Annotated in this window: 20 protein-coding genes; 17 read left to right on the forward strand and 3 right to left on the reverse strand. The window is 39.2% G+C overall.

Annotated features, from left to right (window positions below; translation table 11 throughout):
* Positions 1-151: 151 nt before the first annotated feature.
* On the reverse strand, positions 152-1,441 hold the full coding sequence (locus tag CLV48_RS06415) for a glycosyltransferase family 4 protein (RefSeq protein WP_106566432.1): 1,290 nt from the start codon (positions 1,439-1,441) through the stop codon (positions 152-154).
* Positions 1,442-1,502: 61 nt separating this feature from the next.
* Positions 1,503-2,489: an aldo/keto reductase gene (locus CLV48_RS06420; protein WP_106566433.1), complete on the reverse strand. Its 987-nt coding sequence runs from the start codon at positions 2,487-2,489 to the stop codon at positions 1,503-1,505.
* Positions 2,490-2,563: 74 nt separating this feature from the next.
* Here CLV48_RS06420 and CLV48_RS06425 point away from each other — a divergent pair, with 74 nt between their 5' ends.
* Both CLV48_RS06425 and CLV48_RS06430 read left to right on the forward strand, forming a co-directional pair.
* Complete coding sequence (locus CLV48_RS06425; RefSeq protein ID WP_106566553.1) at positions 2,564-2,953, forward strand: Dabb family protein; 390 nt, start codon at positions 2,564-2,566, stop codon at positions 2,951-2,953.
* A gap of 51 nt (positions 2,954-3,004) precedes the next feature.
* Positions 3,005-4,342: a S41 family peptidase gene (locus CLV48_RS06430; RefSeq protein WP_106566434.1), complete on the forward strand. Its 1,338-nt coding sequence runs from the start codon at positions 3,005-3,007 to the stop codon at positions 4,340-4,342.
* 63 nt (positions 4,343-4,405) lie between these two features.
* Here the strand turns inward: CLV48_RS06430 and pdxA are convergent, their stop codons facing one another.
* A complete protein-coding gene (pdxA, locus tag CLV48_RS06435; RefSeq protein ID WP_106566435.1) occupies positions 4,406-5,431 on the reverse strand; it encodes a 4-hydroxythreonine-4-phosphate dehydrogenase PdxA in 1,026 nt (341 codons plus the stop codon).
* A 175-nt stretch (positions 5,432-5,606) separates the two neighbouring features.
* Between pdxA and rsmA the strand changes: the two genes are divergently transcribed.
* From rsmA to bglX, 15 genes are all read left to right on the forward strand, one after another.
* On the forward strand, positions 5,607-6,389 hold the full coding sequence (gene rsmA / locus CLV48_RS06440; RefSeq protein ID WP_106566436.1) for a 16S rRNA (adenine(1518)-N(6)/adenine(1519)-N(6))-dimethyltransferase RsmA: 783 nt from the start codon (positions 5,607-5,609) through the stop codon (positions 6,387-6,389).
* Positions 6,377-7,744, forward strand: coding sequence for a magnesium transporter (gene mgtE / locus CLV48_RS06445; protein WP_106566437.1), 1,368 nt, complete (start codon positions 6,377-6,379; stop codon positions 7,742-7,744). Before rsmA ends, mgtE begins: the two co-directional genes overlap by 13 nt.
* A 7-nt stretch (positions 7,745-7,751) precedes the next feature.
* Entirely contained in the window at positions 7,752-8,231 is a 480-nt protein-coding gene (locus CLV48_RS06450; protein ID WP_106566438.1) for a hypothetical protein, read from the forward strand.
* A gap of 23 nt (positions 8,232-8,254) precedes the next feature.
* Positions 8,255-9,217 carry a 2-hydroxyacid dehydrogenase gene (locus tag CLV48_RS06455; protein WP_106566439.1) on the forward strand — a complete coding sequence of 321 codons (963 nt, stop codon included), beginning with the start codon at positions 8,255-8,257 and terminating at the stop codon, positions 9,215-9,217.
* A gap of 153 nt (positions 9,218-9,370) precedes the next feature.
* Positions 9,371-9,844 (forward strand): transcription elongation factor GreA, encoded by a 474-nt coding sequence (gene greA / locus CLV48_RS06460; protein WP_106566440.1) that lies wholly within the window; start codon positions 9,371-9,373, stop codon positions 9,842-9,844.
* 48 nt (positions 9,845-9,892) lie between these two features.
* Positions 9,893-10,288, forward strand: a complete 396-nt coding sequence (locus tag CLV48_RS06465) for an HIT family protein (RefSeq protein ID WP_106566441.1) — start codon at positions 9,893-9,895, stop codon at positions 10,286-10,288.
* A 169-nt stretch (positions 10,289-10,457) separates the two neighbouring features.
* Positions 10,458-11,771 carry a xylose isomerase gene (gene xylA / locus CLV48_RS06470; protein ID WP_106566442.1) on the forward strand — a complete coding sequence of 438 codons (1,314 nt, stop codon included), beginning with the start codon at positions 10,458-10,460 and terminating at the stop codon, positions 11,769-11,771.
* 173 nt (positions 11,772-11,944) lie between these two features.
* The gene (locus CLV48_RS06475; RefSeq protein ID WP_106566443.1) at positions 11,945-12,520 is read left to right on the forward strand and encodes an RNA polymerase sigma factor; all 576 of its coding nucleotides are present in this window, start codon (positions 11,945-11,947) and stop codon (positions 12,518-12,520) included.
* Positions 12,521-12,614: 94 nt separating this feature from the next.
* Positions 12,615-13,706 carry a FecR family protein gene (locus CLV48_RS06480; protein ID WP_106566444.1) on the forward strand — a complete coding sequence of 364 codons (1,092 nt, stop codon included), beginning with the start codon at positions 12,615-12,617 and terminating at the stop codon, positions 13,704-13,706.
* Positions 13,707-13,822: 116 nt separating this feature from the next.
* On the forward strand, positions 13,823-17,185 hold the full coding sequence (locus tag CLV48_RS06485) for a SusC/RagA family TonB-linked outer membrane protein (protein ID WP_106566445.1): 3,363 nt from the start codon (positions 13,823-13,825) through the stop codon (positions 17,183-17,185).
* Between the two features lie 11 nt (positions 17,186-17,196).
* Positions 17,197-18,738 carry a RagB/SusD family nutrient uptake outer membrane protein gene (locus CLV48_RS06490; RefSeq protein ID WP_106566446.1) on the forward strand — a complete coding sequence of 514 codons (1,542 nt, stop codon included), beginning with the start codon at positions 17,197-17,199 and terminating at the stop codon, positions 18,736-18,738.
* A 27-nt stretch (positions 18,739-18,765) separates the two neighbouring features.
* Positions 18,766-19,848: a LamG domain-containing protein gene (locus tag CLV48_RS06495; protein ID WP_245889502.1), complete on the forward strand. Its 1,083-nt coding sequence runs from the start codon at positions 18,766-18,768 to the stop codon at positions 19,846-19,848.
* A 57-nt stretch (positions 19,849-19,905) separates the two neighbouring features.
* A complete protein-coding gene (locus CLV48_RS06500) occupies positions 19,906-21,870 on the forward strand; it encodes a glucoamylase family protein (protein WP_106566447.1) in 1,965 nt (654 codons plus the stop codon).
* 10 nt (positions 21,871-21,880) lie between these two features.
* Entirely contained in the window at positions 21,881-23,236 is a 1,356-nt protein-coding gene (locus CLV48_RS06505; protein ID WP_106566448.1) for a glucoamylase family protein, read from the forward strand.
* A gap of 54 nt (positions 23,237-23,290) precedes the next feature.
* Positions 23,291-25,579, forward strand: a complete 2,289-nt coding sequence (gene bglX / locus CLV48_RS06510; protein WP_106566449.1) for a beta-glucosidase BglX — start codon at positions 23,291-23,293, stop codon at positions 25,577-25,579.
* Positions 25,580-25,656: the final 77 nt, after the last annotated feature.

Raw genomic sequence — 25,656 nt, forward strand, 5'->3', positions numbered from 1 at the left:
CCAATGTTTTCAATTCAGGACTGCTGGATTTTAGCCTTAAACCTATTTTTATAGGTGATTGGAGGAGTGGTATAAAAAACTTAAGCTTATTGATCCTGTGCTAAAAGCCTTCAACAATTGTAAAGAACTGACCACCGGGAAACAAGCGCATTTAAGTTCCTGAAATCCTATCTAAAATTCCAGCCAGCTGTTGAGTTAGGTTTTTACGGGAATATTGCTGGATTTCAGGGGCGGAGAAATGCGTATCCTTTGGTTCAAACAACTTCAGAAAATTTTTGATTCCTTCGAAATCTGAGTGTTTGAAAACCTTTCCTGCATTGGCTGATTTCAGGATTTTTGCAGAATCTCCCTCTGGATCTCCTAAGGCCAAAATGGGTCTTCCAGTGGCCATATATTCGAAAAGCTTCCCTGGGATATTGCCCTTTGCATTTTTAGTATCTGTAAGAATTAGTAAAAGCAGATGGCTTTGACTATAAAAATCAAAAACTTTTTCATGAGGTACATATCCTTCCAAGTTTACATGGACACTAAGCCATGGGTCTTTTGTGATATATTCCCGGACAGATTCGGATACTTTACCGACAAACCTCATTTTAACAGGCTTTCGATTACCTTCAAATGCCTCTTTCATCGCGCTTAAAAATGGGATTGGATTACGGATAGCGTCTATGATCCCAGTATATAAAATTTCTGTTACCGCAATTTTACTTTTCTTTTCCATCCAATTATTTGGAAGGTCCTCTTCATCAAATCCATTGGTCAATAGTTCAATTTTTCTATTTCCCAAAATTTCCAGTTCACCTTGAAAACAGGGGCTGATTGTAGTAACTGCGTTTGCGTTGAATAGGACTTTTTGTTCCAATTTCTCATGTCGCTTTCTTACCAAATTTATCATCGGAAGGGTTTCTAAAAACTCCCATTTTGACCAAGGATCTCTAAAATCCGCCAACCATGGGATCTCTGTTTTTTGGTGTATTTTCAGTCCTATAAGATGCAAGCTATGCGGGGGGCCAGTCGTTATGATGGCCTGGAATTGACCTGATTTGGAAAGATCAAGTAAGAAATTGACCGATGGTTTAACCCAAAATACCCTTGGGTCAGGAATGATGATATTGGCTCGTATCCAAATACCCAGCAGATCGATCCAGGTCTTTTTCTTTTTTTCCAATACTTTGGCCGTGTCTCCAGATTTTTGCTTTTTTAGCTTTCTGAAAATTTGATAAGGTTCCCATATTGGGAATTTAAGAACCTCAAGCTTGGGTTTGACTTCTTTCAATAAACTCTCATCCTTAAGATCAAAATCAGGGTTTTCAGGTGTGAAAATGACGGGTTCCCATCCGTATTCCGGTAAGTATTTTGCAAATTTGAGCCAACGTTGAACCCCAGAGCCTGCTGAAGGTGGCCAATAGTAAGTAATGATTAAAACTCGACGTAGGCTCAAAACTTGATGATTTTTACGTTTTTGTATTAGGAATTAATTTGGGATTTGTGACCAGTTTACCTTACCAAAGCTGATGGATTTCTGGTTTAAAATATTTTTCATAGACATTTCGTACTGCGTTCATTTGATCTGTATTTACCTCAGGTAGATTCATTGCATGTAAATTTGCGCTGACCTGTTCTACTTTAGAGGCACCTGGTATAACCGTACTCACTTGGGGAAACATCAGGATCCAGCGAATGGCCCAAGCAGACAATGGTTCATTCCCTTTGAAGATTTCCTTAAGTTCTTCTACAGCTTGTAACCCCTTTTGGTAATCTACTCCTGAAAAAGTTTCCCCTTTATCAAAAGCTTCACCATTTCTGTTGAAGGATCTATGATCTTCCGGAGCAAAAGAGGAGGAGGGAGAAAGTTTTCCTGACAATAGTCCACTAGCCAAAGGCACCCTTGCAATGATTCCAAAATCATCAATATCTGAATGAGTGAAGAGTTTTTCTGACGGTTTATGCCTGAACATGTTGAAAATGATCTGGATACTTGAGACAATATCATATTTCATAGCTGCAATTGCTTCATCCACCAATTCCACACTAACGCCCATTTCTTGGATTTTTCCCTCTTCTTTTAATTTTCCAAACTCCTCAAATATTTCATCTCTATGGTAGACAGGTGTAGGAGGGCAATGAAGTTGAATCAAGTCGATAGTTTCTAAGCCCATATTTTTTAAGGAGCCTTCTACAAATTTTCTTAATACTTCAGGAGTATAACCTTCATTTACATATGGCTGAATCTTTCTCCCACATTTAGTGGCCACATAAATCTTTTCTCTGCTCTGCTTTACTACCTCTCCGACGGCTTTTTCGCTTAATCCGGTATCATAAACATCTGCTGTATCAATAAAATTAACACCTTGATCAATTGCAGAATGGAGAATTCTTTGGGCTTTTTTTTCATTGAAATCTGTTCCCCAGCCACCACCAACCTGCCAAGTGCCCAACGCAACTTCTGATATCTTCCATCCAGTTTTTCCGAAATTCCTGAAATTCATATTTGTGCTTTTTTTGGATAGTATTTCAAGAGGCAATTTAAATGTTTATATTTAATGCCCTTAATAAAATTTACATGAAATCCCGAAGAAAATTTCTCCAAGCATTAACTGTAGCCGGTGCTGCGACAACTTTACCTATTCAACTTATGGCAGAGCAAACTAAAAAACAAAACATGATTCACCAGGTCTATTTCTGGTTAAAAGATGGAGTTGATGTGTCTGACTTTATCAAAGAAGCGTCCGTCTTGGGCAAATGTAAATCCGTTGATAAATTTTATATCGGAACGCCCGCTCCCACTGAAGCAAGGGACGTTGTTGATCACAGTTATCAAGTGGCTTGTACGCTTTTCTTTAAAAGCATAGAGGACCAAAATACTTATCAGGTAGACCCGATGCATTTGAAATTTATTGAAAGAAATTCAAACAAATGGTCATCAGTTAAAGTATATGATTTTGTTATCTAGTCCTACTTCAGTAGGACTTCTTTAAGTGAGTTTAAAATTTAATTAATTTAAATGAGTACGATTAAAAGTAAGTTCTGGGGGCTCCTAATGGTATTTGCCATAGTATTTGCCGCGTGTAATCCAGAATCGGATGAAGTAGAACTGGAAAAAGTAGAAGATGTAGTCAAAAAGGCAATTTTTGACACAATGAAAGAATGGTATTTTTGGACTTCGGAATTGCCTCCCAATATGGATGTTTCAAAGTTTTCTAATAATCAGGAATTATTGGATGCTTTGATGTTCCGACCATTGGACAGGTGGTCTTATTTGACTACAAGAGCTCAGTTTGATGCTGCATTTACCGGGCAACAAACGGGAGCACATGGTTTTGGCTTTGCATTTGATGAAAACGAAAGGTTATTTGTTGCTTTCGTGTTTTCCCAAGGACCTGCAGGAAGAGATGGATGGAGGAGAGGATGGGAATTTATTGAAATCAACGGTCGCCCGATTTCTTCATATAGAAATTCAAATGGCGGTTACAGTTTTGATTTAGGTCCCAATACAGTTGGGGTCACCAATACTTTTAAATTTAGGTTGCCTGATGGAACTGAAACTACCCGGACTATTGAAAAAGGATCCTTTCAGTCCAATTCTGTATTGCATCGGGATGTCTATGAGGTAGGAGGTAAAAAGGTAGGTCATTGGGTATATCAAAGTTTCAGGGCTACAGCAGGCCTAACACCTACAAGAAGCCAAGAAGTTGATGATACATTTACCTTTTTTCAACAGCAAGGAATCAATGAATTGATTATTGATCTTAGGTACAATGGTGGAGGATCGGTAGCTGTAACTGAACAGATCTTGAATTATTTGGTTCCAGCATCAGCATCAGGAAGACCTATGTATACCAATAGCCATAATGGCAATAAGGTTGAAAGAAATGTCACTGTGAATTTTAACAAAAGAGGCAACCTAGCTCTTAATAGAGTGATTTTTATCACTTCGAGGGGTTCTGCTTCTGCGTCTGAATTAGTGATCAACTGCCTCACACCTTACATGAATGTTTATTTGATAGGAGACAATACTTATGGCAAGCCTGTGGGTTCTTTTCCATTATCAGGCTTTAACCGTACGCTTAGTTCGAATGATGTGGAAATTGTACCCATCACTTTTGCCATAGCCAATGCAAATGGACAAGCAAATTACTTTGAAGGTTTCCCGGCGAATATGAGAGTAGGAGATAATCCTGCTAGAGATTGGGGAGATCCATTAGAAAGGAGATTGGCCGCAGCATTGGATTATATCGCTAATGGATCTGCTTCTTCAAGATTGGCATCTACTTATTACAAACCTGTATGGGAAATGATTGATGCTTTCGAAGGTTTACAAAAGGAATTCCCTATGTATTAATTCAATGAAGCAAAAAAAAGCGGTACAAATGCCGCTTTTTTTTTTGGTTTCATCGTGTAAAAATCAGTCTTCTTCAGACTCCCAATCTCCCCTGTTTTTGATTATATCGTAAGCTTGCAAAATAGCAGCTCTCATAGATCCTTCATCCGCAATTTTCTTTCCGGCGATGTTGTAGGCAGTTCCATGATCCGGGGAGGTTCGTACAATAGGTAAACCTGCCGTGAAATTTACCCCCGTTTCAAATGCCAGAGATTTGAAAGGAATCAGTCCCTGATCATGGTACATGGCTAAAACGCCGTCGAATTTTTTCTGATGCATCATGCCAAAGAATCCATCGGCGGAGTATGGGCCAAAAACTAAATGACCTTTATCCTTATAATCCCTGATTACTGGTTTGATGACTTTTTCTTCTTCATCTCCCAGTAAACCATCTTCTCCAGCGTGGGGGTTAAGTCCAAGGACGGCCACTCTTGGTTTCCCTATACCAAAATCCAATTGAAGAGATTGGAGCATGATATCCAATTTCTTTTTTATATTTTCAGCAGTAATATTCGCTGCAATTTGTTTGAGTGGTAAGTGCCCAGTCACCAAACCTACCCGAATATCCTCTGCTACAAGAAACATCAAACTTTCTTTGGCCCCAAAAGCATCTGAAAGGTATTCTGTATGTCCTACAAATTTTCTTTCTGGTGAATTGATATTGTTCTTATTTAATGGAGCAGTTACCAAGCCATCTATTTTTCCTTCCTTTAAATCATTGATGGCGGCATCAAGTGCGGTGGCCGCCATTTTTCCAGCTTCCTGGGTTTCTACACCTGGAATTACTTCAGGGCTTTCATCTGTTACATTGATGACATTTATTTTTTTATGATGAACTTCGTCAATGTTTTTGATCTGCATGAAGTTGAATTCTTCCAATTCCAATTGTTTTCTATAGAAGGTTATTATTTTGCCATGTGCATATATTACTGGCGTGATCAGTTTTTGAAGGCGGCTATCCAACAAAGCCTTCAGAGTTACTTCGGGCCCCACACCATTGATATCTCCAATACTGATCCCTATTACTGGTTTGTTTTTTCTTGGGTTCATGCTTAAAGCGATTGCTTAGTTTTAAAATTATACTCAATCTCCCTACTGTAAGATTTAAATTTTCCAGTTGGAGCAAAGGTAAAGAAGAGAATGAGTTCACAATTGATAGTTAGCCTTTGTGAGAATTCTCTTATTTTTGACCTGCAATTTATATAAAATAATCTTAGTATAGCGTATGGAAAAGGTCAAACCCAAAAAACACCTTGGACAGCATTTTCTGACCGATCTGGGCATTGCGGAAAAAATAGCCAAGGCAGTTACTGGACACCAAGATGTACGGAAGGTTCTTGAAATAGGGCCTGGTATGGGTGTGTTGACTGATTTTTTACTAAAAGAAAATTGGGACCTTTACCTAGTAGATATAGACTCAGAATCAATCCAATATCTCCACCAAAAATATTCAGATTTAGGTGATAAGATCATTGAAGCTGATTATTTGAAAAAGGATTTCGGCCCAATAATGGGTGGGTCCTATGCAGTGGCAGGCAACTTTCCTTATAACATATCATCCCAGATTTTTTTCAAAATACTTGAAGAGAGAAATAGTGTAACCGAGGTAGTTTGCATGCTTCAAAAAGAAGTGGCACAGCGTATAGCCTCTCCAAAAGGGAACAAAGATTATGGGATTTTATCTGTTTTATTGCAGGCTTATTATGAAATTGAATACCTATTTACTGTCCCTCCGGGTGTATTCAATCCTCCTCCAAAAGTGAATTCAGGGGTAATCAGGTTGAAAAGAAATAAGGTAAGGCAGTTGGAATGTGATGAAAAATTGTTTTTCAGGGTTGTCAAACAAGGATTTAACACGCGCCGAAAAACTTTAAGGAATGCCCTTAAACCACTTGGATTGTCAGATAAATTGAAAGAGGATGCTATCTTGGATAAGAGAGCGGAACAGTTAGACGTTCAGGAATTTGTTATATTGACAAAAAAACTACAGGAATCTTGGAACCAATAAAATCATTTGAATTATCCAAAGAGTACCTGGAAAGCCTAAGGGAAAGTATAGGAATTCAGGATAATAACTTCATTACAGAGTCCTTAGAGGGAGCGAATGTGGCGGATATTGCAGCCATTTTGGATGAGCTCAATTTGGATGAAGCTATTTATGTTCTCAGGTTATTGACTCCAGGTACCGCTGCAGATATCCTTATTGAATTGGATGAAGATTCATTGGTCAAAGTAATCAGGGAAATGGAAGCATCAGAGCTCGCTGCCCTGATTGATCAAATGGAATCTGATGATGCGGTAGATATTCTAATTCTTATGCCATCTAAAGAGCGTGAGGATGTCATTTCATATTTGCAGGAAAAAGAAAAATCTGCGAACATCCTGGACCTTTTGAGGTATGATGAGGACTCCGCAGGGGGGTTGATGGCAAAAGAATTCATAAAAGCCAACCAAAACTGGAATGTAGTCCAGACCATTGAAGAAATCAGGAGGCAAGGAGAGAAAGTGGAGAAAATTTATTCCATTTATGTGGTTGACAATAAGCAACACCTTCTTGGGAGGGTTTCATTGAAAAAGATTATTCTAGCATCTTCTGATACAAAAATCTCAGATATTTATGAACCCGAATTGATTTCAGTACCCACTCACATGGATGGAGAAGAAGTGGCAGAGATCATGAGGAAGTATGACCTTGAATCGGTACCAGTGGTCAATGCCAAGAACAAACTTGTAGGAAGAATCACAGTTGATGATATTCTTGATCTCATCAGGGAGCAGTCTGAGGAGGATATGCAGGCAATGACAGGTATTTCTGCAGATGTGGAAGAGTCAGATTCTGTTTTTAAAATTTCCAAAGCCAGATTGCCTTGGTTACTGATTGGCGTGGTAGGGGGGCTGATGGGGGCACAGATTATTGGTTTCTTTGAAGATGGATTGAGCAAGTATATTGCATTAGCTTCATTTATTCCCTTGGTGGCCGCTACAGGAGGAAATGTGGGTATCCAATCATCCTCTTTGGTAGTTCAGACACTGGCCTCTAAATCGGTGTTTAATGATACACCTTGGCAGAGGTTTATAAAGGGGTTACTTATTGCAGTGGTCAACGGGCTGGTTCTTGGAGCATTTGTTTTTTCAGTTGTGGTATTTATTTATGGCTTCGAGAGTATATTTGGTTTAACTATTGGCCTGGCAATGTTCTGTGTGGTCTTATTAGCTTCTTTTATGGGAACAGTAACACCTTTGGTTTTGGATAAGTTTGGTATCAATCCAGCGATTGCATCTGGTCCATTTATAACTACCGCCAATGACCTTTTGGGTTTGGCGGTGTATTTTGGGGTGGCGATGTCACTTCTTAAATTATAATAGATTCATGAAAGAAAATCTCAGCCATAAAAAACATTGGTATCATGTTTCTGATCAAGGGATCCAATTTTACTTCCCAAAATCTACCTTTATAAGTTGGGGAGATATCGAGAAAGTTCAGGTTTTAAATGATGTTGCAGTAAAACGACCCAAATTGACTTTTGGTCTTGGGCTTTTGTTGATTACCTCTGTTCTTGTTTTGATTCCAATCCAAAAATTCAGTTTTCCTGTTTTCGGTCAACAAAATGATGTCAGAGGAACTTTCGTGGTACTTTTTGTTTATTTGATAATGATGGGTTTTGGGATTTTGTCTATAAGAAATTCATTGCTTAAAAAACCGGTTTTGAAGGTGTATTTCAAATCTGGAGGATATGAAATCATTTTGCTGGATCAAGGGATCGGTACAGAGTCTGCCCATGATATCATTTCCTCGCTTACGAAATACCTTGGGGCAAGCAAAGTGATTTTCTGCAAAGAAGCGGCCTGATTTGTTTTATAAAACACCTGATTATGTATCAACTTGATGAAAATCTTCGCAAGGTCCTTATTATAGATGAAATGCACCTATCGATCATTCCTTTATTGGAAGCGGAAGGCTTTGCAGTCGATTACAGACCTGATATACAAAGGCCTGAAATTTTGGCCATATTAGGAGGATATGTTGGACTTATCATCCGGTCAAAAACTCCAATTGATAGGGATTTGCTGGAAAAAGCAAGCAATCTCCGATTTATTGGTAGGGCAGGGGCAGGACTGGATAAGATCGACCTTGAATTTTTGGAACAGGAAAATATCAGGCTTTTCCATGCGGCAGAGGGGAATAAAGATGCTGTCGGTGAACATGCAATTGGTGGCCTCTTAGCTTTGTTTAACCATGTCAATCGCTCGGATAAGGAGGTTAAGAAAGGCATATGGAATAGGGAAGAAAACAGGGGAGAGGAACTTCAAGGCAAAACAGTAGGTGTATTGGGATATGGAAATATGGGCTCGGCATTTGCCAAAAAGCTCATAGGCTTTGATGTACGTATCATCGCCTATGACAAGTACAAATCAGGGTTTGGAAACGAATTTGTTGAGGAGGTGGACTTTGAGACATTGGTTGAGCAGTCAGATATTTTGAGCCTTCATGTGCCGCTCACTCCTGAAACAAAGGGATTTCTAACCTATGAATTACTCAAGAAGTTCAAAAAATCTTTTTACCTTATTAATACCGCCCGAGGAGAGATTATTACTTTCCGCACCCTGAATAGCGCTTTGGAAGAAGGGATTTTGAGGGGTGCAGTTTTGGATGTCTTAGAAAATGAAAAATTCAGCACTTTTACAGATGAACAAAAGAGAGAATTTGAACGTTTATCTCGAAGGGAAAATGTGATCTTCAGTCCGCATATCGCCGGTTGGACATTTCAGTCATACGAGAAGATAAACAGGGTGTTGGTTGAGAAAATTAAGTATAGTAATATTCCTTGGAGTTGAATATATAGGGAAATTTCTTTTTAAATCAATTATTGCTTTCTGAAATTGATTTGATTACCTTTGTTTAATTAATATAGCAACTAGATAGAAGAAACGGTCCCGCTCAGCAGGACCGTTTCTTCTATTTTTCATAGCATATAAAATTTTACAAGCATGGGAAAAATACAGTATTACACTGAAGAAGGATTAAGGAAACTGAAAGAGGAGCTTCAGGAGCTGAAGACCAAAGGCCGTACTGATATCGCAAAGCAGATTGCTGAAGCGAGGGATAAGGGAGATCTTAGCGAAAATGCAGAATATGATGCTGCTAAGGATGCGCAGGGATTGCTCGAGCTCAAAATTGCTAAACTTGAGGAGGTTGTGGGGAATGCCAGAGTAATGGACAATTCCAAACTTGACACTTCTAAAGTTGGTATTTTGAGTACTGTTAAAATCAAGAATGTGAAAAACGGTATGACCGTCACTTATACTTTGGTGTCTGAAGAAGAGGCAGACCTTAAAGCAGGCAAAATTTCTTTGGCATCTCCTTTTGGGAAAGGACTTCTAGGTAAATCCAAAGGAGACGTTGCTCAGATCATTGCTCCGGCAGGTACTTTGGAGTTTGAAGTACTGGATATCTCTTATTAAATCTTTTGTCCCGATGGTTTCTCCCTCGGGATTTTTTATTTTTACCCCATGGCAACAATTTTCACAAAAATCATCAACAGAGAAATTCCTGCCCATATCGTAGCAGAGGATGAAAACTATATTGCTTTTCTGGACATCATGCCCTTAGCCAAGGGACACGTTTTGGTTGTGCCCAAATTAGAAGTTGATTATATTTTTGACCTTAAAGATGAGGTGTTGGCAGGTTTACATGTTTTTTCCAAGAAAGTTGCTCATGCAATGGACAAAACCATCAAATGTACTCGAATCGGTGTGGCTGTCATTGGATTGGAGGTTCCACATGTTCATGTCCATTTAATTCCTTTGAGAAGTATGGATGATATCAATTTTTCGAGGCCTAAATTAAAGCTCTCTCAAGAAGAAATGACTGAAATTGCAGAAAGCATCAAAAAAGGATTTGAATAATTCCAGATTTTAACAGGTAATAAATCTTCTTTTCTGCTCAACGATTATTCGTTCAATTGCCACTTATAAATTTATTTAGCAGGTCTTGTGCAAACGTTTTCCATTATCCTGAAAAATGGATAATTTGCCTGCCTCTAATTTTATTAAACCTATTTAAAACCCAAAAATTATGTCCAAAACTTATTTTCCAGGTATTGAAAAGATCCAATTTGAAGGCAAGGGATCTAAAAATCCATTTGCATTAAAGTTCTACAATCCTGATCAGGTGGTGGCAGGAAAGTCCATGAAGGAACATTTCAAATTTGCTATTGCCTATTGGCATACCTTCTGTGGAAACGGAGGTGATCCCTTTGGGCCCGGAACCATCAGGAGAGCCTGGGATGAAAACGCAGACCCTATTCAGCGGGCCAAAGATAAGATGGATGCAGCCTTTGAATTTATTACCAAGATAGGTGCGCCATATTATTGTTTCCATGATGTGGACCTAATTGATGAGGGACCTTCATTGGCTGATTATGAGAAGCGAATGGAAATCATTACCGATTATGCTAAAGCTAAACAGGCTGAGACAGGTGTCAAACTTTTATGGGGTACAGCCAATGTGTTCAGCAATCCTAGGTATATGAATGGGGCATCTACCAATCCAGACTTCAACGTAGTAGCTTGGGCAGGAACACAAGTAAAAAATGCGCTTGACGCTACTATCAAGTTGGGTGGTGAGAATTATGTTTTCTGGGGCGGTAGAGAAGGTTATATGTCACTGCTCAATACAGATATGAAGCGTGAAACTGAGCATTTGGCAAGATTCCTGACCATGGCGAGGGATTATGCCCGTAAAAATGGATTCAAAGGCACCTTCTTTATTGAGCCAAAGCCTATGGAACCTACAAAGCATCAGTATGATTATGATTCCGCTACTGTAATAGGTTTCCTTAGACATTTTGGTTTGGATAAGGACTTCAAATTAAATATTGAAGTGAACCATGCCACTTTAGCCGGCCATACTTTCCAGCATGAATTGCAGGTTGCAGCAGATGCTGGTATGCTAGGCTCTATTGATGCCAACCGCGGAGATTATCAGAATGGTTGGGATACAGATCAATTTGCGCTGAACCTTCAGGAGCTGACAGAATCTATGTTGGTAATTCTGCAAAGCGGAGGACTTCAGGGTGGTGGTGTCAACTTTGACGCTAAAGTAAGAAGGAATTCCACAGATCTAGAAGATCTTTTCCTTGCCCATATCGGTAGTATGGATGCCTTTGCTAGGGCTTTGTTGATCGCAGATAGGATTCTTGCCGAATCAGCCTATCTGGATTTGAGAAAACAACGTTATGCTTCATTTGATGAAGGAAAAGGCAAAGAATTCGAAGAAGGAAAATTGAGCTTGGAAGATCTTAGAGTGCATGCCATCGCTGTGGGTGAGCCTAAGCAGACCAGTGGCAAACAAGAGCTTTTTGAGAATATTTTAAATGAGTTTATCTGATTTCGTGTTTCGGAAATCAGAATTCGAAAGGACCAGCAGCACACACGCTGCTGGTTTTTTTATTATCTTTTGGTGTTGATAAATTGAAAAATTCCATCTTATTATTAGTTTCTTTCAGTGCTATTTCATTAAATTTTTGAATAGTAGGATGAGGATTTGTAATTTTGACAGTAATGAATACAAACCCCAAAAATGAACTAGAACAATTAACTGATTATCAGGCATGGGAAATGCTAAAGTCAGGAGATGTAAAGGGTTTGGAAAAGTTATACAGGATTTACTCGGCAGAGCTTTTTAGATTTGGAATGTCCTTGGCCCACGAGGAGCCATTTGTATTGGATAGTATTCAAGAACTATTCTTGGATTTATGGAAGTACCAAAATAATCTTTCTGAAGTGGGCAACCTAAAGTTGTATCTTTTTAAATCTTTGTCCAATAAAATCAAAAGGGCGAAAAAAACACAGTCCAAACAGGCAAAGATTGAGTTTTCAGGTATGGAGGATTTGGTTTCAACTGGATCAGTTGAGGATGAATGGATATCGAGTCAACAAGAAGAGGAGCTAAAGAAGAGACTAGCCAAGGGTATCGAAAACCTTCCCCTTAGACAGAAAGAGGTAATTCAATATTTATTTTTTGAGAGAATGAGCTATGAAGAATGTTCTAAAATTCTCGAAATAAATCTTAGATCTGTTTATACATTAGCTTGGAAAGCAATAAACAGTCTTAAAAAGCATTTGGGCTTCTTTTGATTAGCCAACATTCAGGAAATTTTTTTAACATTTTTTTAAAATCGAAGGATAACTTTTTGGTCTTCTTGACTCATGTATTCAAGATTAGTGAATTATGAGCAGAAGTGATTATACAATTGAGGACTTTGTCTTAGATCCTGAATTTAGATTATGGGTTTTAACACCAAGTAATTCCAATAGGAGTCTATGGGAGGATTTTTTAAGCGAAAATCCCCACAAAAAGGAAGATGTCCAAAAAGCAAGACTTTTGGTCATTAATATGGCAAGGAAAGCTCATCCTTGGACAACAGAAAAAGAAGAGTCATTATGGCAACGTATTGAAGATTCGGTTAGCTCTGTTGAGGTAAAAGAAAAGGAATCTAAAGTGATTTCAATGATACCTACTTTAAATTCAGGCAAAACGGACAGAGGATTTTTGAAATCCGGTATCCGGAAAAACAGAACTCTTGTTAATCTTACATTTTTGATGATTTTTTTGTTGGGAGGGGGCATAACTTATGTGTTGATAAATCCTTTAGTTTTTCATCCTGAGAAAGAAATAGTAAAAGTAGAATGGGTTGTACACAATGTTCCAAAAGGTCAGAAATCAGTTTTTATACTTACAGATGGCACCAGAATTACCGCTAACGCCGAAACCGTCTTGAAACATTTAAAAAATTTCGAAACAGATAGAAGGGAAATTTTCCTTGAAGGCGAGGCCTATTTTGAAGTTGCAAAAGATGAGAAAAAACCATTTTCAGTTCATGCAGGTGGCTTGGTGACAACTGCTCTAGGTACAGCCTTTAATATCAAAGCTATAGAAAACAAAGATTTGAAGATTTCCTTACTGGAAGGAAAAGTGAAAGTAGCCTCTCCGGCTGAAGAAGAATTTCTTTTGCCTGGCAAAGCAGCCATCTATTCAGTCGGAAAACAAAAGATTAAAATAACTGAATTTGATGAAGAGGAGGTGATGGCATGGACCAAAAAGATTATCTATTTGAAAGAAATGGACATCAAAGAAGTTTTTGAAATCCTAGGGAGGTGGTATGGGGTTGACATTCAATTAATGAATCTTCCAAAGAAGGACATAAAGGTAACAGGTAAATATCAGGACCAAACATTGAAAAATCTGCTGTCAGGTCTCAGTTATTCAGCTGGGTTTAAATATGAAATCAACGCAAAACAAGTCAAGATAACTTTCAAATAAACAATTTGCCTATGGAATTAAGTGTCATTTGATAACTTACTGTTATAGACAGTTTTTAAACCACTTTAATCATAGTGGAAACCAACAATTAGCACAATCCAAAAAACTTAAAAATTATGAGAAATATTTTACGGCGCTATGTTTTTAACATGGTAAAATTATTTTCTATCGCTTTTGTATTCCTTTTTATGGGATTAGGTGCCAGGGCTGCTGATGACCAGACCAAGAGCATAGAGAATGTTTATCTTACAGTTTCACTCAAAGAGCAAAACCTATCCAAAGTATTTGAAATCATTGAAAAGAATTCTGGATTTAATTTTGTTTATGTTAATCGAGATGTGAAAGATGCAGGAAAAGTAACGGTGGAAGGTAGTTCCCTGTCTGTTTATGATATTCTTAGCAAAATTTCAATTCAGACAGGTTTGGACTTCAAGCAGGTGAACGAAAATATTCATGTCAAAAAATCGGATTCAAGAATGCCTGTTCAGGTGGTTTTACAATCTGAAGTAAGGGTTACAGGTAGGGTGATTGATCCTACAGGGCAACCATTGCCAGGTGTGACTGTCACAGTGGCTGGAACAAGCCGGGGTACTGTTACGGATATAGATGGTAATTATTCCATTGAAGTCAACCCTGAGGATACATTGGTTTTTTCATTTGTTGGCTTTGAAACACAACGTTTTGTTGTCGGGAATTCCAGTACTATCAACATTACTATGCGTGAAGATATTTCTTCTTTAAATGAAGTGGTTGTAGTTGGCTACGGTACTTTAAAAGAAAGGGATTTGACCTCCTCGATTGCTACACTCAAATCTGATGTCATTACCCAAACACCTACTCCAAATGCCATGCAGGCTTTACAGGGTAGGGTAGCCGGTGTTCAGATTGTGAGTAATGGGGCACCAGGTGCTTCACCCACGGTAAGAGTAAGAGGAGTTGGTTCTTTTGAAGGTAATGCAGCACCTTTATATGTTGTGGATGGGATGTTTTTTGATAACATTGACTTTTTGAACCCCAATGACATTGAAACAATCAACGTACTTAAAGATGCCTCTGCTTCTGCAATTTACGGTGTGAGGGCTTCAAATGGGGTAGTCTTGATCGAAACCAAGTCAGGGAAGTACAATCAAAAACCTGAAATTATCATCGATTCTTACTATGGTACCCAGGTTCCTCAAAATGTATTGAAAATGGCAAATGCACAGCAGTTTGTAAGATATATCAACGAAACTGGTTCAACAGCCGATATTGCCTTTGTCAACAATGCAATGCAGAGGTTTGGTAGAAGTAGAATTGATCCAAATATCCCTAATGTCAATACGGACTGGTATTCTGAGATCATGAGTCCTGCAGCCATCCAAAACCACAACTTGAGTTTTAATGGTGGAAATGAAACCACCAGATACTCCTTAGGTGGTTCTTATTTCGATCAGAAGGGTCTTCTTAATGATACCAGAAATGAGTACAAAAGATTGAACTTCAGGGCAAAAATTGATACGGATGTTAGAAATTGGCTAACCGTAGGAGGTAATTTCAATGCCAGCGTTGCTCGTCAGTTCAATGGTGATGATGGTGCTTGGTTTCAGGCATACTTTGCAGTTCCTATTCTTCCGGTTTTCGATGACCTGAATGCACAAGCTGAGCCATTTAGACTTTCCAATGCACAGCTGCTTGGGTATAGAAACAGACAAAATCCTTTTTACAGTTTATTGTACAATGACAACAGAAACCACGTTGGGAAGGTATTAGGTAATTTCTATGCTGATTTTGAGATCATGCCTAGCAAGCTTTCATTTAGGACAGCATATAATTATGCGCTTGAGATTATCAATTCCAGAAATGTTGGTTTTGATTTCAATGATGGTGTAACAGATTTTCAATCTTCCATTGGAAGGACAAATTTTGCGAGGTTTGATCAAGTCTGGGATAATTTCTTCACCTATACTGATTACGTTGACAAGCATAGTTTCACCGCTGTTTTGGGCCAGTCATTCAGAAGCGAATATGCAGAAGTTCTTTTTGCAAGGGGTACAGGGATTTCACCAATTCCTGATAGGTCAAGAGAGAATTTCTGGTATTTATCCAACGCAACCAATTTTGATATCAATAATATTGGGGATACGGGAGATGTAATCAATTCTAGACTTTTCTTCATGTCATATTTTGGAAGATTGTCTTACAACTATGATGATAGATTCTTGCTTTATGGTACTTTCAGAAGGGATGGTAACAATAAGTTTCAAAAGAAATGGGGTAATTTTGCCACTATTGGTGCAGGCTGGGTGGTATCCTCCGAACAGTTTTTTAATGTTAGCGGAGTTGACTTTTTAAAGCTTAGAGCTTCTTGGGGGCAGCTGGGAAATGATGGGATCCGTCCTTCAGTAGGTAGACCCACAATCCAGGAGAATTTCACTGCGATCAATGATGTCCTTGTGTTTGGTAGGAGGTTGAACCCAACCTTTGACTTAATTGATCAGTGGGAAACTACAGTTGAAAAGAACTTTGGTTTTAATTCAAAATTCTTAAATAACAGGTTATCCCTTGATGCAGATTATTTCATCCGTGATACTAGAAACCTAGCAGTGAATATTATTCCTCCAGTTTTCAGGGCAACAGAAAGAAGGAGTGTTGGTGAGATAAGAAATCAAGGTTTGGAGGTGACACTTAATTGGGAAGACAAAGTAAGTAAAGATTTCTCTTATTATGTGGGTGGTAATTTTGCAACATTGAAAAACCAGGTATTGAGTTTAGGGGGGCCACAATATCTAGATGGTGGCTCAGCAGAATTCCGTCAAAGATCAATTGTAGGGCAACCATTTCAGGCATTTTATGGGTATCAGGTTGCCGGTGTATTCCAAAACCAACAGCAAATTGACCAAAGCGGATACACTTCCCAATTTATCGCTGAGAATAATTTACAACCTGGTGATTTTCAATTTGTGGATCAAAACGGTGACGGAATCATCAATGATCAGGACAGGGTAGTTTTGGGCTCATTTTTACCTAATCTTACCTATGGATTCAATATGGGATTTACTTACAAAAATTTCGATGTTTCAGCATTGGTACAGGGACAGGCTGGATATAGCATTCTGAATAGAAAAAGAGGTGAGTTGATCTTTACCAATGACACCAACATTGATGCGGAATTGGCAGAGAATCTTTGGAGAGGTGAAGGCACTTCAGACAAATATCCATCTGCTGCTGGGTTGAGAAAAGGTTGGAACCAAAATATGAGCGACTACTTTGTTGAAAGCGGATCTTACTTCAGGATACAAAACGTTAGAGTATCTTACAATTTATTGGACAAATCTCTTTTTGGTGTTCCAATGCCGGCGACAAGGGTGACATTTACCGCTGAAAGGCCGCTCACCTTGTTCAATTACAACGGCTTCAATCCTGAAGTGGCCAATGGTATCGATAGGCAGGTATATCCTATCCCAGCAATCTACACATTGGGTCTGAATATCAAACTTTAAAGCGCACTACCATGACTAGAAATATTAAAACTAAAATACTTATTCCATTAGTTACTGTCTTATTTGGGACTTCCTCTTGTGTGGACCTTCTTGACCAACCTTTGGAAAACCAAATAGTAGCTGATGGAACTGACTATACGCAATCAGAAAATATGGTTTTGATGCTATATGGTTCTTATGCAGAATTAAACTCATTGCAATGGGAAACCTTCCCGATCATTTCTGTGAGAGGCGATGATGTGAATGCTGCAGGAGATCAATTTCCTTTGACGGAAACAGATCTGTTCAGGTATGACCGTAATTTTTGGATGTATAATTCCACTTGGTTGAATTTATATACCGATCTGCTTTATTGGCATGGAGCGATGGAAGAAATCCAGAAATATCAGGATGCAGGAGCTAATGCTACCTTGGCGCAACAATACATTGCGGAAATTAAAGTGATGCGTGCCTTTGAGCTATTTCAATTGGCCAGGCTTTGGGGTAATATCCTAATTCCGAATTCATCACAACCCAGCGCATTGTACAATGTAGAAGTGTCTTCTTTTGAGGACGTATTGCAACATATTGTTTCCCAGATGGATGAAGCAATTCCTTCTTTGCCAACAGTACATCCCAATCAAAGATCAGATGTCAGAGGAGGAATTACCGCTTACACTGCACTGGCAGTGAAAGCAATGGCTAACTTGGAGCTTAAAAATTATCAGGCAGTGGCTGATGCTACTGGTCAGATTATCAGTAGTAATCTATTCGCTTTGGAGCAGGATTATTATAACCTGTTCAAAATTCCAGGAAAACTTAACAGAGAGAACATTCTTGAGCTTCAATACTCTGATTTTGGAACTCCTACCGGTACCAATACCAGATACCTATGGGATTTCTTTGGACCTGCCAGTTGGACACCGGCAGTAGCAGGTGCAGGGGGTGGTTGGGGCTTCTGGGAGCCAAGTATGAAATATGTGAAATTCCTGCTTTCTAGGGGAGAGAAGACCAGGGTTCAGACTTCAATCTTGTTTACTCCGGATGCCATCACCGAATTGAGAAATGATCCTGATTTCCAAAACTTACCTAGTTGGGTTTCACATATTACTCCTGATGGGGATGTTTTCAACAATCACCCTAGGTACAAAATGTTAAGTGGTAAGTTTTATTTGCCATCTACCCAACTTACTCCAGGTAGGTTTACTTATGGCGAGAATAAAAACTTTGCAGTCATCAGGTATGCGGAGATTTTATTGATGCATGCAGAGGCATTGGTGAGCGGTGCAAACAGTACTGTTTTATCAGCCGAACAGGCAGTCAATCAAGTCAGGTCAAGGGCAGGTTTGGCTCAAGCCTCATCGGTCAATTTGGATGTAGTCTTGGATGAAAAATATGCAGAATTTGGTACTGAATGGGGTATCAGATTTTATGATTTGGTGAGACATGGAAAAACCTCAGAGTTGAATTATGAAGGCAGGTCATTCCAGCAAGCCCAGCATAGATTCCTTCCTTATCCGTTGGAACAACTGGATATTATTCCACAATTAAGAAATGCCTCTAATGGAGGTTGAGTATTCATTAACCAAAATAACTGAGTTATGAAAAAAATGCAGATAATTTTACTAGCTGTAATCTTTGCTTTTGCAGGGTGTACAGATAGCTATATAGACGATATTGTAGCTGTTGATCCAGGACCGGACAATGCTGCTCCTGAAATCCTGATCAATTTCCCGATTGAGGGTGCCTTGATCAGGGTGGTAGAGGATGTGACTTCCATTGATATCAATTTCGAAGTCAGAGACGATATTGAAGTAGATGTTGTCACTATTTCTCTGAATGGCAATCAACTGGAATCTTTTAATGATTTTCTTGACTACAGAAGAGTGGTAAAGACCTATACTTATCCATCATTGGGGAACGGAGAACATATACTTTCGATCACAGCGACAGATAAATCAGGTAAATCTACAGTGGAGACTGTTAGGTTTGAAAAAGTAGAGCCTTATCGACCTGTTTATGAAGGGGAAGTTTTCTATCTTCCATTTGATGGAGATTATACGGAGTTGGTGAATATCAGAAATGCAAATGTTTCTGGATCCCCTGGATTCGTAAATGGCATTTCAGGAAGAGCCTATTCTGGGGCTTCTAATGCATATTTGACTTTCCCAACAGCTGGCTTGTTAGGTCAGGAATTCTCTGCGGTATTCTGGTATAAAGTGAATGCATCGCCTGATAGGGCAGGTTTGTTGGTGATTGGACCACCTGATCCAAATAATCCGAATAATCCAAATAATAGATCTAAGGGTTTCAGATTTTTCAGGGAAGCAGCAGGTCCAAATCAACGTTTCAAATTGAATGTAGGGAATGGTGGATCTGACAACTGGTTTGATGGTGGGGATGCTGCAGACCTCAATCCTGCTGATGGAGAATGGGCCCATTTGGCATTTACCATTTCAGGAAGTCAGGTGACTGTTTATATCAATGGAGAAATTGTGAGTCAGGGAGGTTTCCCTGGAATCGATTGGACAGGATGTGATGTATTGTCAATTGGATCAGGAGCACCACGATTTACAGAATGGGGTCATTTGTCTGATCAGAGTTATTTTGATGAACTGAGATTATTTAATAAGGCATTGAGTCAAAATGAGATCAGGACAATTATTGATGCCGAAAAACCATAAACTTTAATTAAGCAAAGGGGTCATAGGACTCCTTTGCTTTCTCAAACCCATGTAACCATGAAGCACCTTGCGCTGTTTTTTGTTTTGTTTTTTTTACTTGTATCCTGTGGAGAACGAGGAGAAGATGTGCCAGCGTTTACATTGTTGAAAGTAGAAGTAGGTACTGAAACAATCAATTTGGATCCGCCTTATAGTGAAGGTCTTCCTTTGGATAGGCCGATAACCATGTATTTTAGCAGGCCTGTAGATGAAGGTGTGCTCAATCAGGGTATTATTTTAAGTAGATTGAACGGTAATCCGGTAAATGTCAATTTTGCCACATCTTCTGATAATACAAATGTCATTTTGAGGCCAATTGGCGCACTGGAAGCGGGAGAAACGTATTTGTTGTCCGTTTCTGATTTCTTAAGAAGTGAATCAGGTCAGACAATTTTGTCCAGACAAATTCAATTTAAGACCCAAGAAGATGGCTTAAGGATTGAAAGTATTCAATTTGAAGGAGGACGGTTGGTCAATTCCAATAGGGTAATAAATGTGAATGTTGACCTCAATATTGAAATCAATTTTTCAGCGCCTGTGGACAGGTCAACTGCTCAAAATGCCTTCCGAATAAGTGGTCATGCAATTCCGGGACTGCAAGTCGAATATTCAAATGAAGACAGAAAAGTTACTTTGAAATCATCAGGCAAGCTTCCCTACTTTTCTAAATTTGAGCTTGAAATTTCCAATACACTTAAGTCTGCATCAGGTGCTGCATTTCCGGAAGAAAAGCGTGTCTTTTACACCGGACCTGATGGAGTTTTGAAATTCCCTCTGATCTCAGATGATGCATTATTGACCAAAATCCAAGAACAGACCTTTAAGTATTTTTGGGATTTTGCCCATCCTGCAAGTGGTATGGCAAGAGAGAGGAATACCTCGGGAAATCTGGTAACGGTAGGTGGATCTGGATTTGGCGTGATGGCAATCATTGTGGGTATTGAAAGAGGCTTTATTTCTCGGTCAGAAGGTGTTCAACGCTTAGCTCTGATTGTGGATTTTTTATCCAAGGCTGATAGATTTCATGGTGTCTGGCCACATTGGTTGGATGGTAATACAGGTAAAACCATTCCATTTAGTCAAAAAGATAACGGAGGAGATTTGGTTGAAACTGCCTTTATGATACAAGGACTTCTTACTGTTAAGGAGTTTCTCCAACCATCAATTCCAACAGAAAAGGTTATAATAGATCATATACAGCAGTTATGGGAGGAAGTAGAATGGAGCTGGTACACCAGAGGTAGTAAAAATGTGCTTTACTGGCATTGGTCGCCAGATTTTGGCTGGGATATGAATTTGCCAATCCAAGGATACAACGAATCATTGATAGTTTATATTTTGGCTGCTTCTTCACCTACTTTCCCAATCTCCAAAGAGGTTTATGATCAAGGATGGGCTAGAAATGGTCAAATGAGAAATGGAAACAGTTTCTATCAATTCAATCTTCAATTGGGAGAGGATTTTGGAGGTCCCTTATTCTTTTCACATTACTCTTTTTTGGGATTGGACCCGAGAAACCTAAAAGATGCTTATGCAGATTATTGGGCGCAGGGAAAAATGCATACCAAAATCAACCGAGCGCATGCAATCAACAATCCTAAAGGATTTGCCGGTTATGGGGAGAACAGTTGGGGTTTTACAGCTAGTGATAACCACCAAGGTTACAGTGCCCATTCTCCCATTAATGATCTTGGCGTCATATCATTGACAGCAGCCCTGTCTTCTTTTCCTTATACACCAGAAGAATCAATGGAAGCATTAAGGTTTTTTTATTTCGAAATGGGAGATAGGCTATGGGGCCCATATGGTTTCTACGATGCTTTTAATGTTACGGAGTCTTGGTATGCTAACTCTTATCTGGCCATAGACCAAGGCCCTATTATCCTAATGATCGAAAATCATAGATCTGGATTGTTATGGTCATTATTCATGAAAAATCCTGAAGTCCTTTCAGGATTACGGAAATTAAATTTCACCTATTAAACTTTAAAAAATGAGATATTTATTCATTTTGATTTTATTGATCAATTTAATTCAAATCTGCTCCTGTAAGGAAAAGAATCGGGAAGTTAAGTTCGAAACCAATGTCATCAGCGATGACTCCCTGATGACATTAGTACAATATAGGACGTTTCAATATTTCTGGGAAGGAGCTGAGCCTACCTCAGGAATGGCCCGCGAAAGAATTCACATAGACGGAGATTATCCACAGAATGATCAAAATGTAGTGACTACGGGAGGTTCAGGCTTCGGTCTTATGGCGATATTGGTTGGGATTGAAAGAGGTTTTATTACCCGTGATGAAGGCTTGAAAAGATTAGATAAAATCGTGGACTATCTTGCCAAAGCAGACCGGTTTCATGGGATTTGGTCACATTGGATTGAAGGTGAAACAGGAAAGGTAAAACCTTTTGGAAGAGATGATGATGGCGGAGATTTGGTGGAATCTGCTTTTTTGGCCCAAGGGCTCCTTACGGTAAGGCAATATTTTCAAAATGACCATCCTTCGGAAAAACTGCTTGTAGAAAAAATCAATAAATTATGGGAGGAAATGGAATGGTCCTGGTACATTAAAAAGGGAGACAATGTCTTGCTATGGCACTGGTCTCCTTCTATTGGATTTCAGAAGAACCACCCGATTAAGGGATATGATGAAACCCTGATCACTTATATTTTGGCCGCATCTTCTCCAAATTATCCAATTACTGAAGAGGTATATCATGATGGTTGGGCAAGAAAAGGTGAAATTGCATTTAATGCAGAACCTTATGGTCATCTTTTGGAATTGAGACACAATGGTGCGGAAGAATTGGGAGGACCCTTGTTCTGGGCGCACTATTCCTATTTGGGTTTGGACCCTAGAGGATTGAAAGATCGATATGCGGATTACTGGAGACAAAATGTAAACCATACCCTTGCCAATAGGGCTTGGTGTCTGGAAAATCCTTTAGGATTTGCTGGATATGGAGAAAAATCCTGGGGATTGACAGCAAGTTATTCGGTAAATGGCTATGCAGCCCATGCACCAGGAGAAAATAAAGATAAGGGGGTTATATCCCCAACAGCAGCACTATCTTCATTCCCTTATACGCCGGAATACTCCATGGAAGCGATGAGATTTTGGTTTGAGAACTATGGGGATAAGCTTTTTGGACCTTATGGTTTTTATGATGCGTTTTCGGAAGAAGAGGATTGGTTTCCCCAAAGGTATTTGGCCATTGACCAAGGGCCAATAGTAGTCATGATTGAAAATCACAGGTCCGGGTTACTTTGGAACTTATTTATGTCAGCGCCTGAAATTAAAGCCGGATTAGTTAAATTGGGATTTAATAGTCCTCATTTAAATTGAACAGATCAAGAATTGATTGTTCGGAATACAATAGATAATAAAATGGTATAAGCTATGAGAAGTTCAATATTAGTTGTATTGTATTTGATTGTAATGATAGCCTGTAGTCAACCAAATGCAGACAAAGGTTCGGAGGCTTATTATTTACAAAAAGCTGATTCTATTTTGGCCTTAATGACCCTTGAAGAGAAAATAGGTCAATTAAACTTGCCTGTAGGTGGAGACATCACTACAGGTGAAGCAGGGAGTTCAGATGTGCTCAATGCCATTAGGGAGGGAAAAGTCGGAGGAATTTTTAATCTCAAATCTGCTGAGAAGATCAAAGAAGCACAAAGGGTTGCTTTTGAGGAAAGCCGTTTGAAAATCCCATTGCTAATCGGTATGGATGTCATACATGGTTATGAAACCTTATTTCCTATTCCACTGGGCCTTTCCAGTACTTGGGATATGGAGCTGATTGAGAAGTCTGCACGTATAGCAGCCCAGGAGGCAAGTGCAGATGGGATCAACTGGACATTTTCACCTATGGTGGATGTTTCGAGGGATCCCAGATGGGGAAGGGTATCAGAAGGAAATGGAGAAGATCCATTTTTGGGTGCTGAAATAGCCAAAGCAATGATACGAGGATATCAAGGGGATGATCTAAGTCTGCAAAATACAATCATGGCATGTGTGAAGCACTTTGCTCTTTATGGCGCACCAGAGGCCGGAAGAGATTATAATACTGTGGATATGAGCAGGCAGCGCATGTTCAATGAATATTTGCTTCCTTATAAAGTTGCCGTAGAATCAGGTGTTGGTTCTGTGATGACAGCTTTTAATGATGTGGATGGGATTCCTGCTACGGGTAACAAATGGCTCATGACGGATCTTTTGAGAGAAAATTGGGGTTTCAATGGATTTGTGGTGACTGATTATACGGCTATCAATGAAATGAGCCCCCATGGTTTGGGAGATCTTCAGAAGGTTTCTGCTTTGGCTTTAAATGCAGGTGTGGATATGGATATGGTAGGAGAGGGATTTCTTACTACTCTTGAAAAATCACTTAAAGAAGGAATGGTAAGCCAAAATCAAATTGATCAGGCGGTCCGCCGAATATTAATCGCTAAGTTCAAATTAGGGCTTTTCGAAAATCCATTCCGATATTCTGATCTGGAAAGGTCAAAAAATGAGATTTTCACCCAATCAAACAGACAGATAGCCAGGGAAATTGCTTCTCAGTCCTTTGTTCTTCTGAAAAACGATGGAAATATCCTTCCACTTTCCCAAAAAGGAACCATAGCACTTATAGGCCCGATGGCTGACAACAGGGAAAATATGGCTGGAACTTGGAGTGTGGCGGGAAAATTTACTGAGTCTGTTTCATTACGAGATGGATTGGAAAAGGCAGTTGACAACCAAATGAATATTCTCTATGCAAGAGGGGCTAATGTGGTAGAAGATCCGGAATTTGAAGAGAGGGTCAGTATTTTTGGTAAACCTACTTATCGGGATGAAAGACCTGAGGAAGTCATGATTCAGGAAGCGGTGGCAGCAGCCAGAAAATCAAACGTGATTATTGCTGCAATGGGTGAAGCTGCAGAAATGAGTGGGGAAGCATCCAGTAGGTCGGATATTGAACTGCCTGCCAACCAAAGAAGATTGTTACAGGCATTGAAGGCAACAGGAAAACCAATAATATTGGTCTTATTTACTGGCCGACCAATGGCTCTTAAATGGGAGGCTGAAAACATTCCCAGTATCTTAAATGTTTGGTTTGCGGGATCCGAAGCCGGAGATGCCATTGCAGATGTACTTTTTGGAAAAGTCAATCCTTCTGGAAAACTGACCGCAACATTCCCACAAAATGTGGGACAAATTCCAATTTTTTATAACCATAAAAATACCGGTAGGCCTCTTCCAGAAGGACAATGGTTTCAAAAATTCAGGTCAAATTATCTTGATGTTTCCAATGATCCGCTATATCCTTTTGGTTTTGGATTGAGTTATACTGAATTCCAATATGGAGATATTCAATTGAATAAAAAGGAATTAAGAGGAGATGAAGTCCTTAAGATTTCTGTTGAAGTTAGAAATACCGGCAAATATGACGGAGCAGAGGTGGTACAATTGTATGTGAGAGATAGGGAAGCTTCTGTAACAAGACCTGTCAAGGAACTTAAGGGATTTAAAAAAGTATTTTTAAAAACCGGCGAGTCTCAAACTGTGAATTTCGAACTGAAGCAGGATGATTTAAAATTTTACAATTATGACCTAGATTTTGTTTTTGAGCCTGGTGAATTTGATATCATGTTGGGAAGTAATTCCCGTGACCTGAATATTTCCAGAGTCAATTGGAATTGAAAAAATAGAATCTGAAAAAAAGCCATTGTCCAAGTTTTACGGATTAAGTTTTGTATTAAGAATCAGACACTGTGTGG

It is taken from the genome of Cecembia rubra (assembly GCF_003014575.1).
In the GTDB taxonomy this organism is placed as follows: Bacteria; Bacteroidota; Bacteroidia; order Cytophagales; family Cyclobacteriaceae; genus Cecembia_A; species Cecembia_A rubra.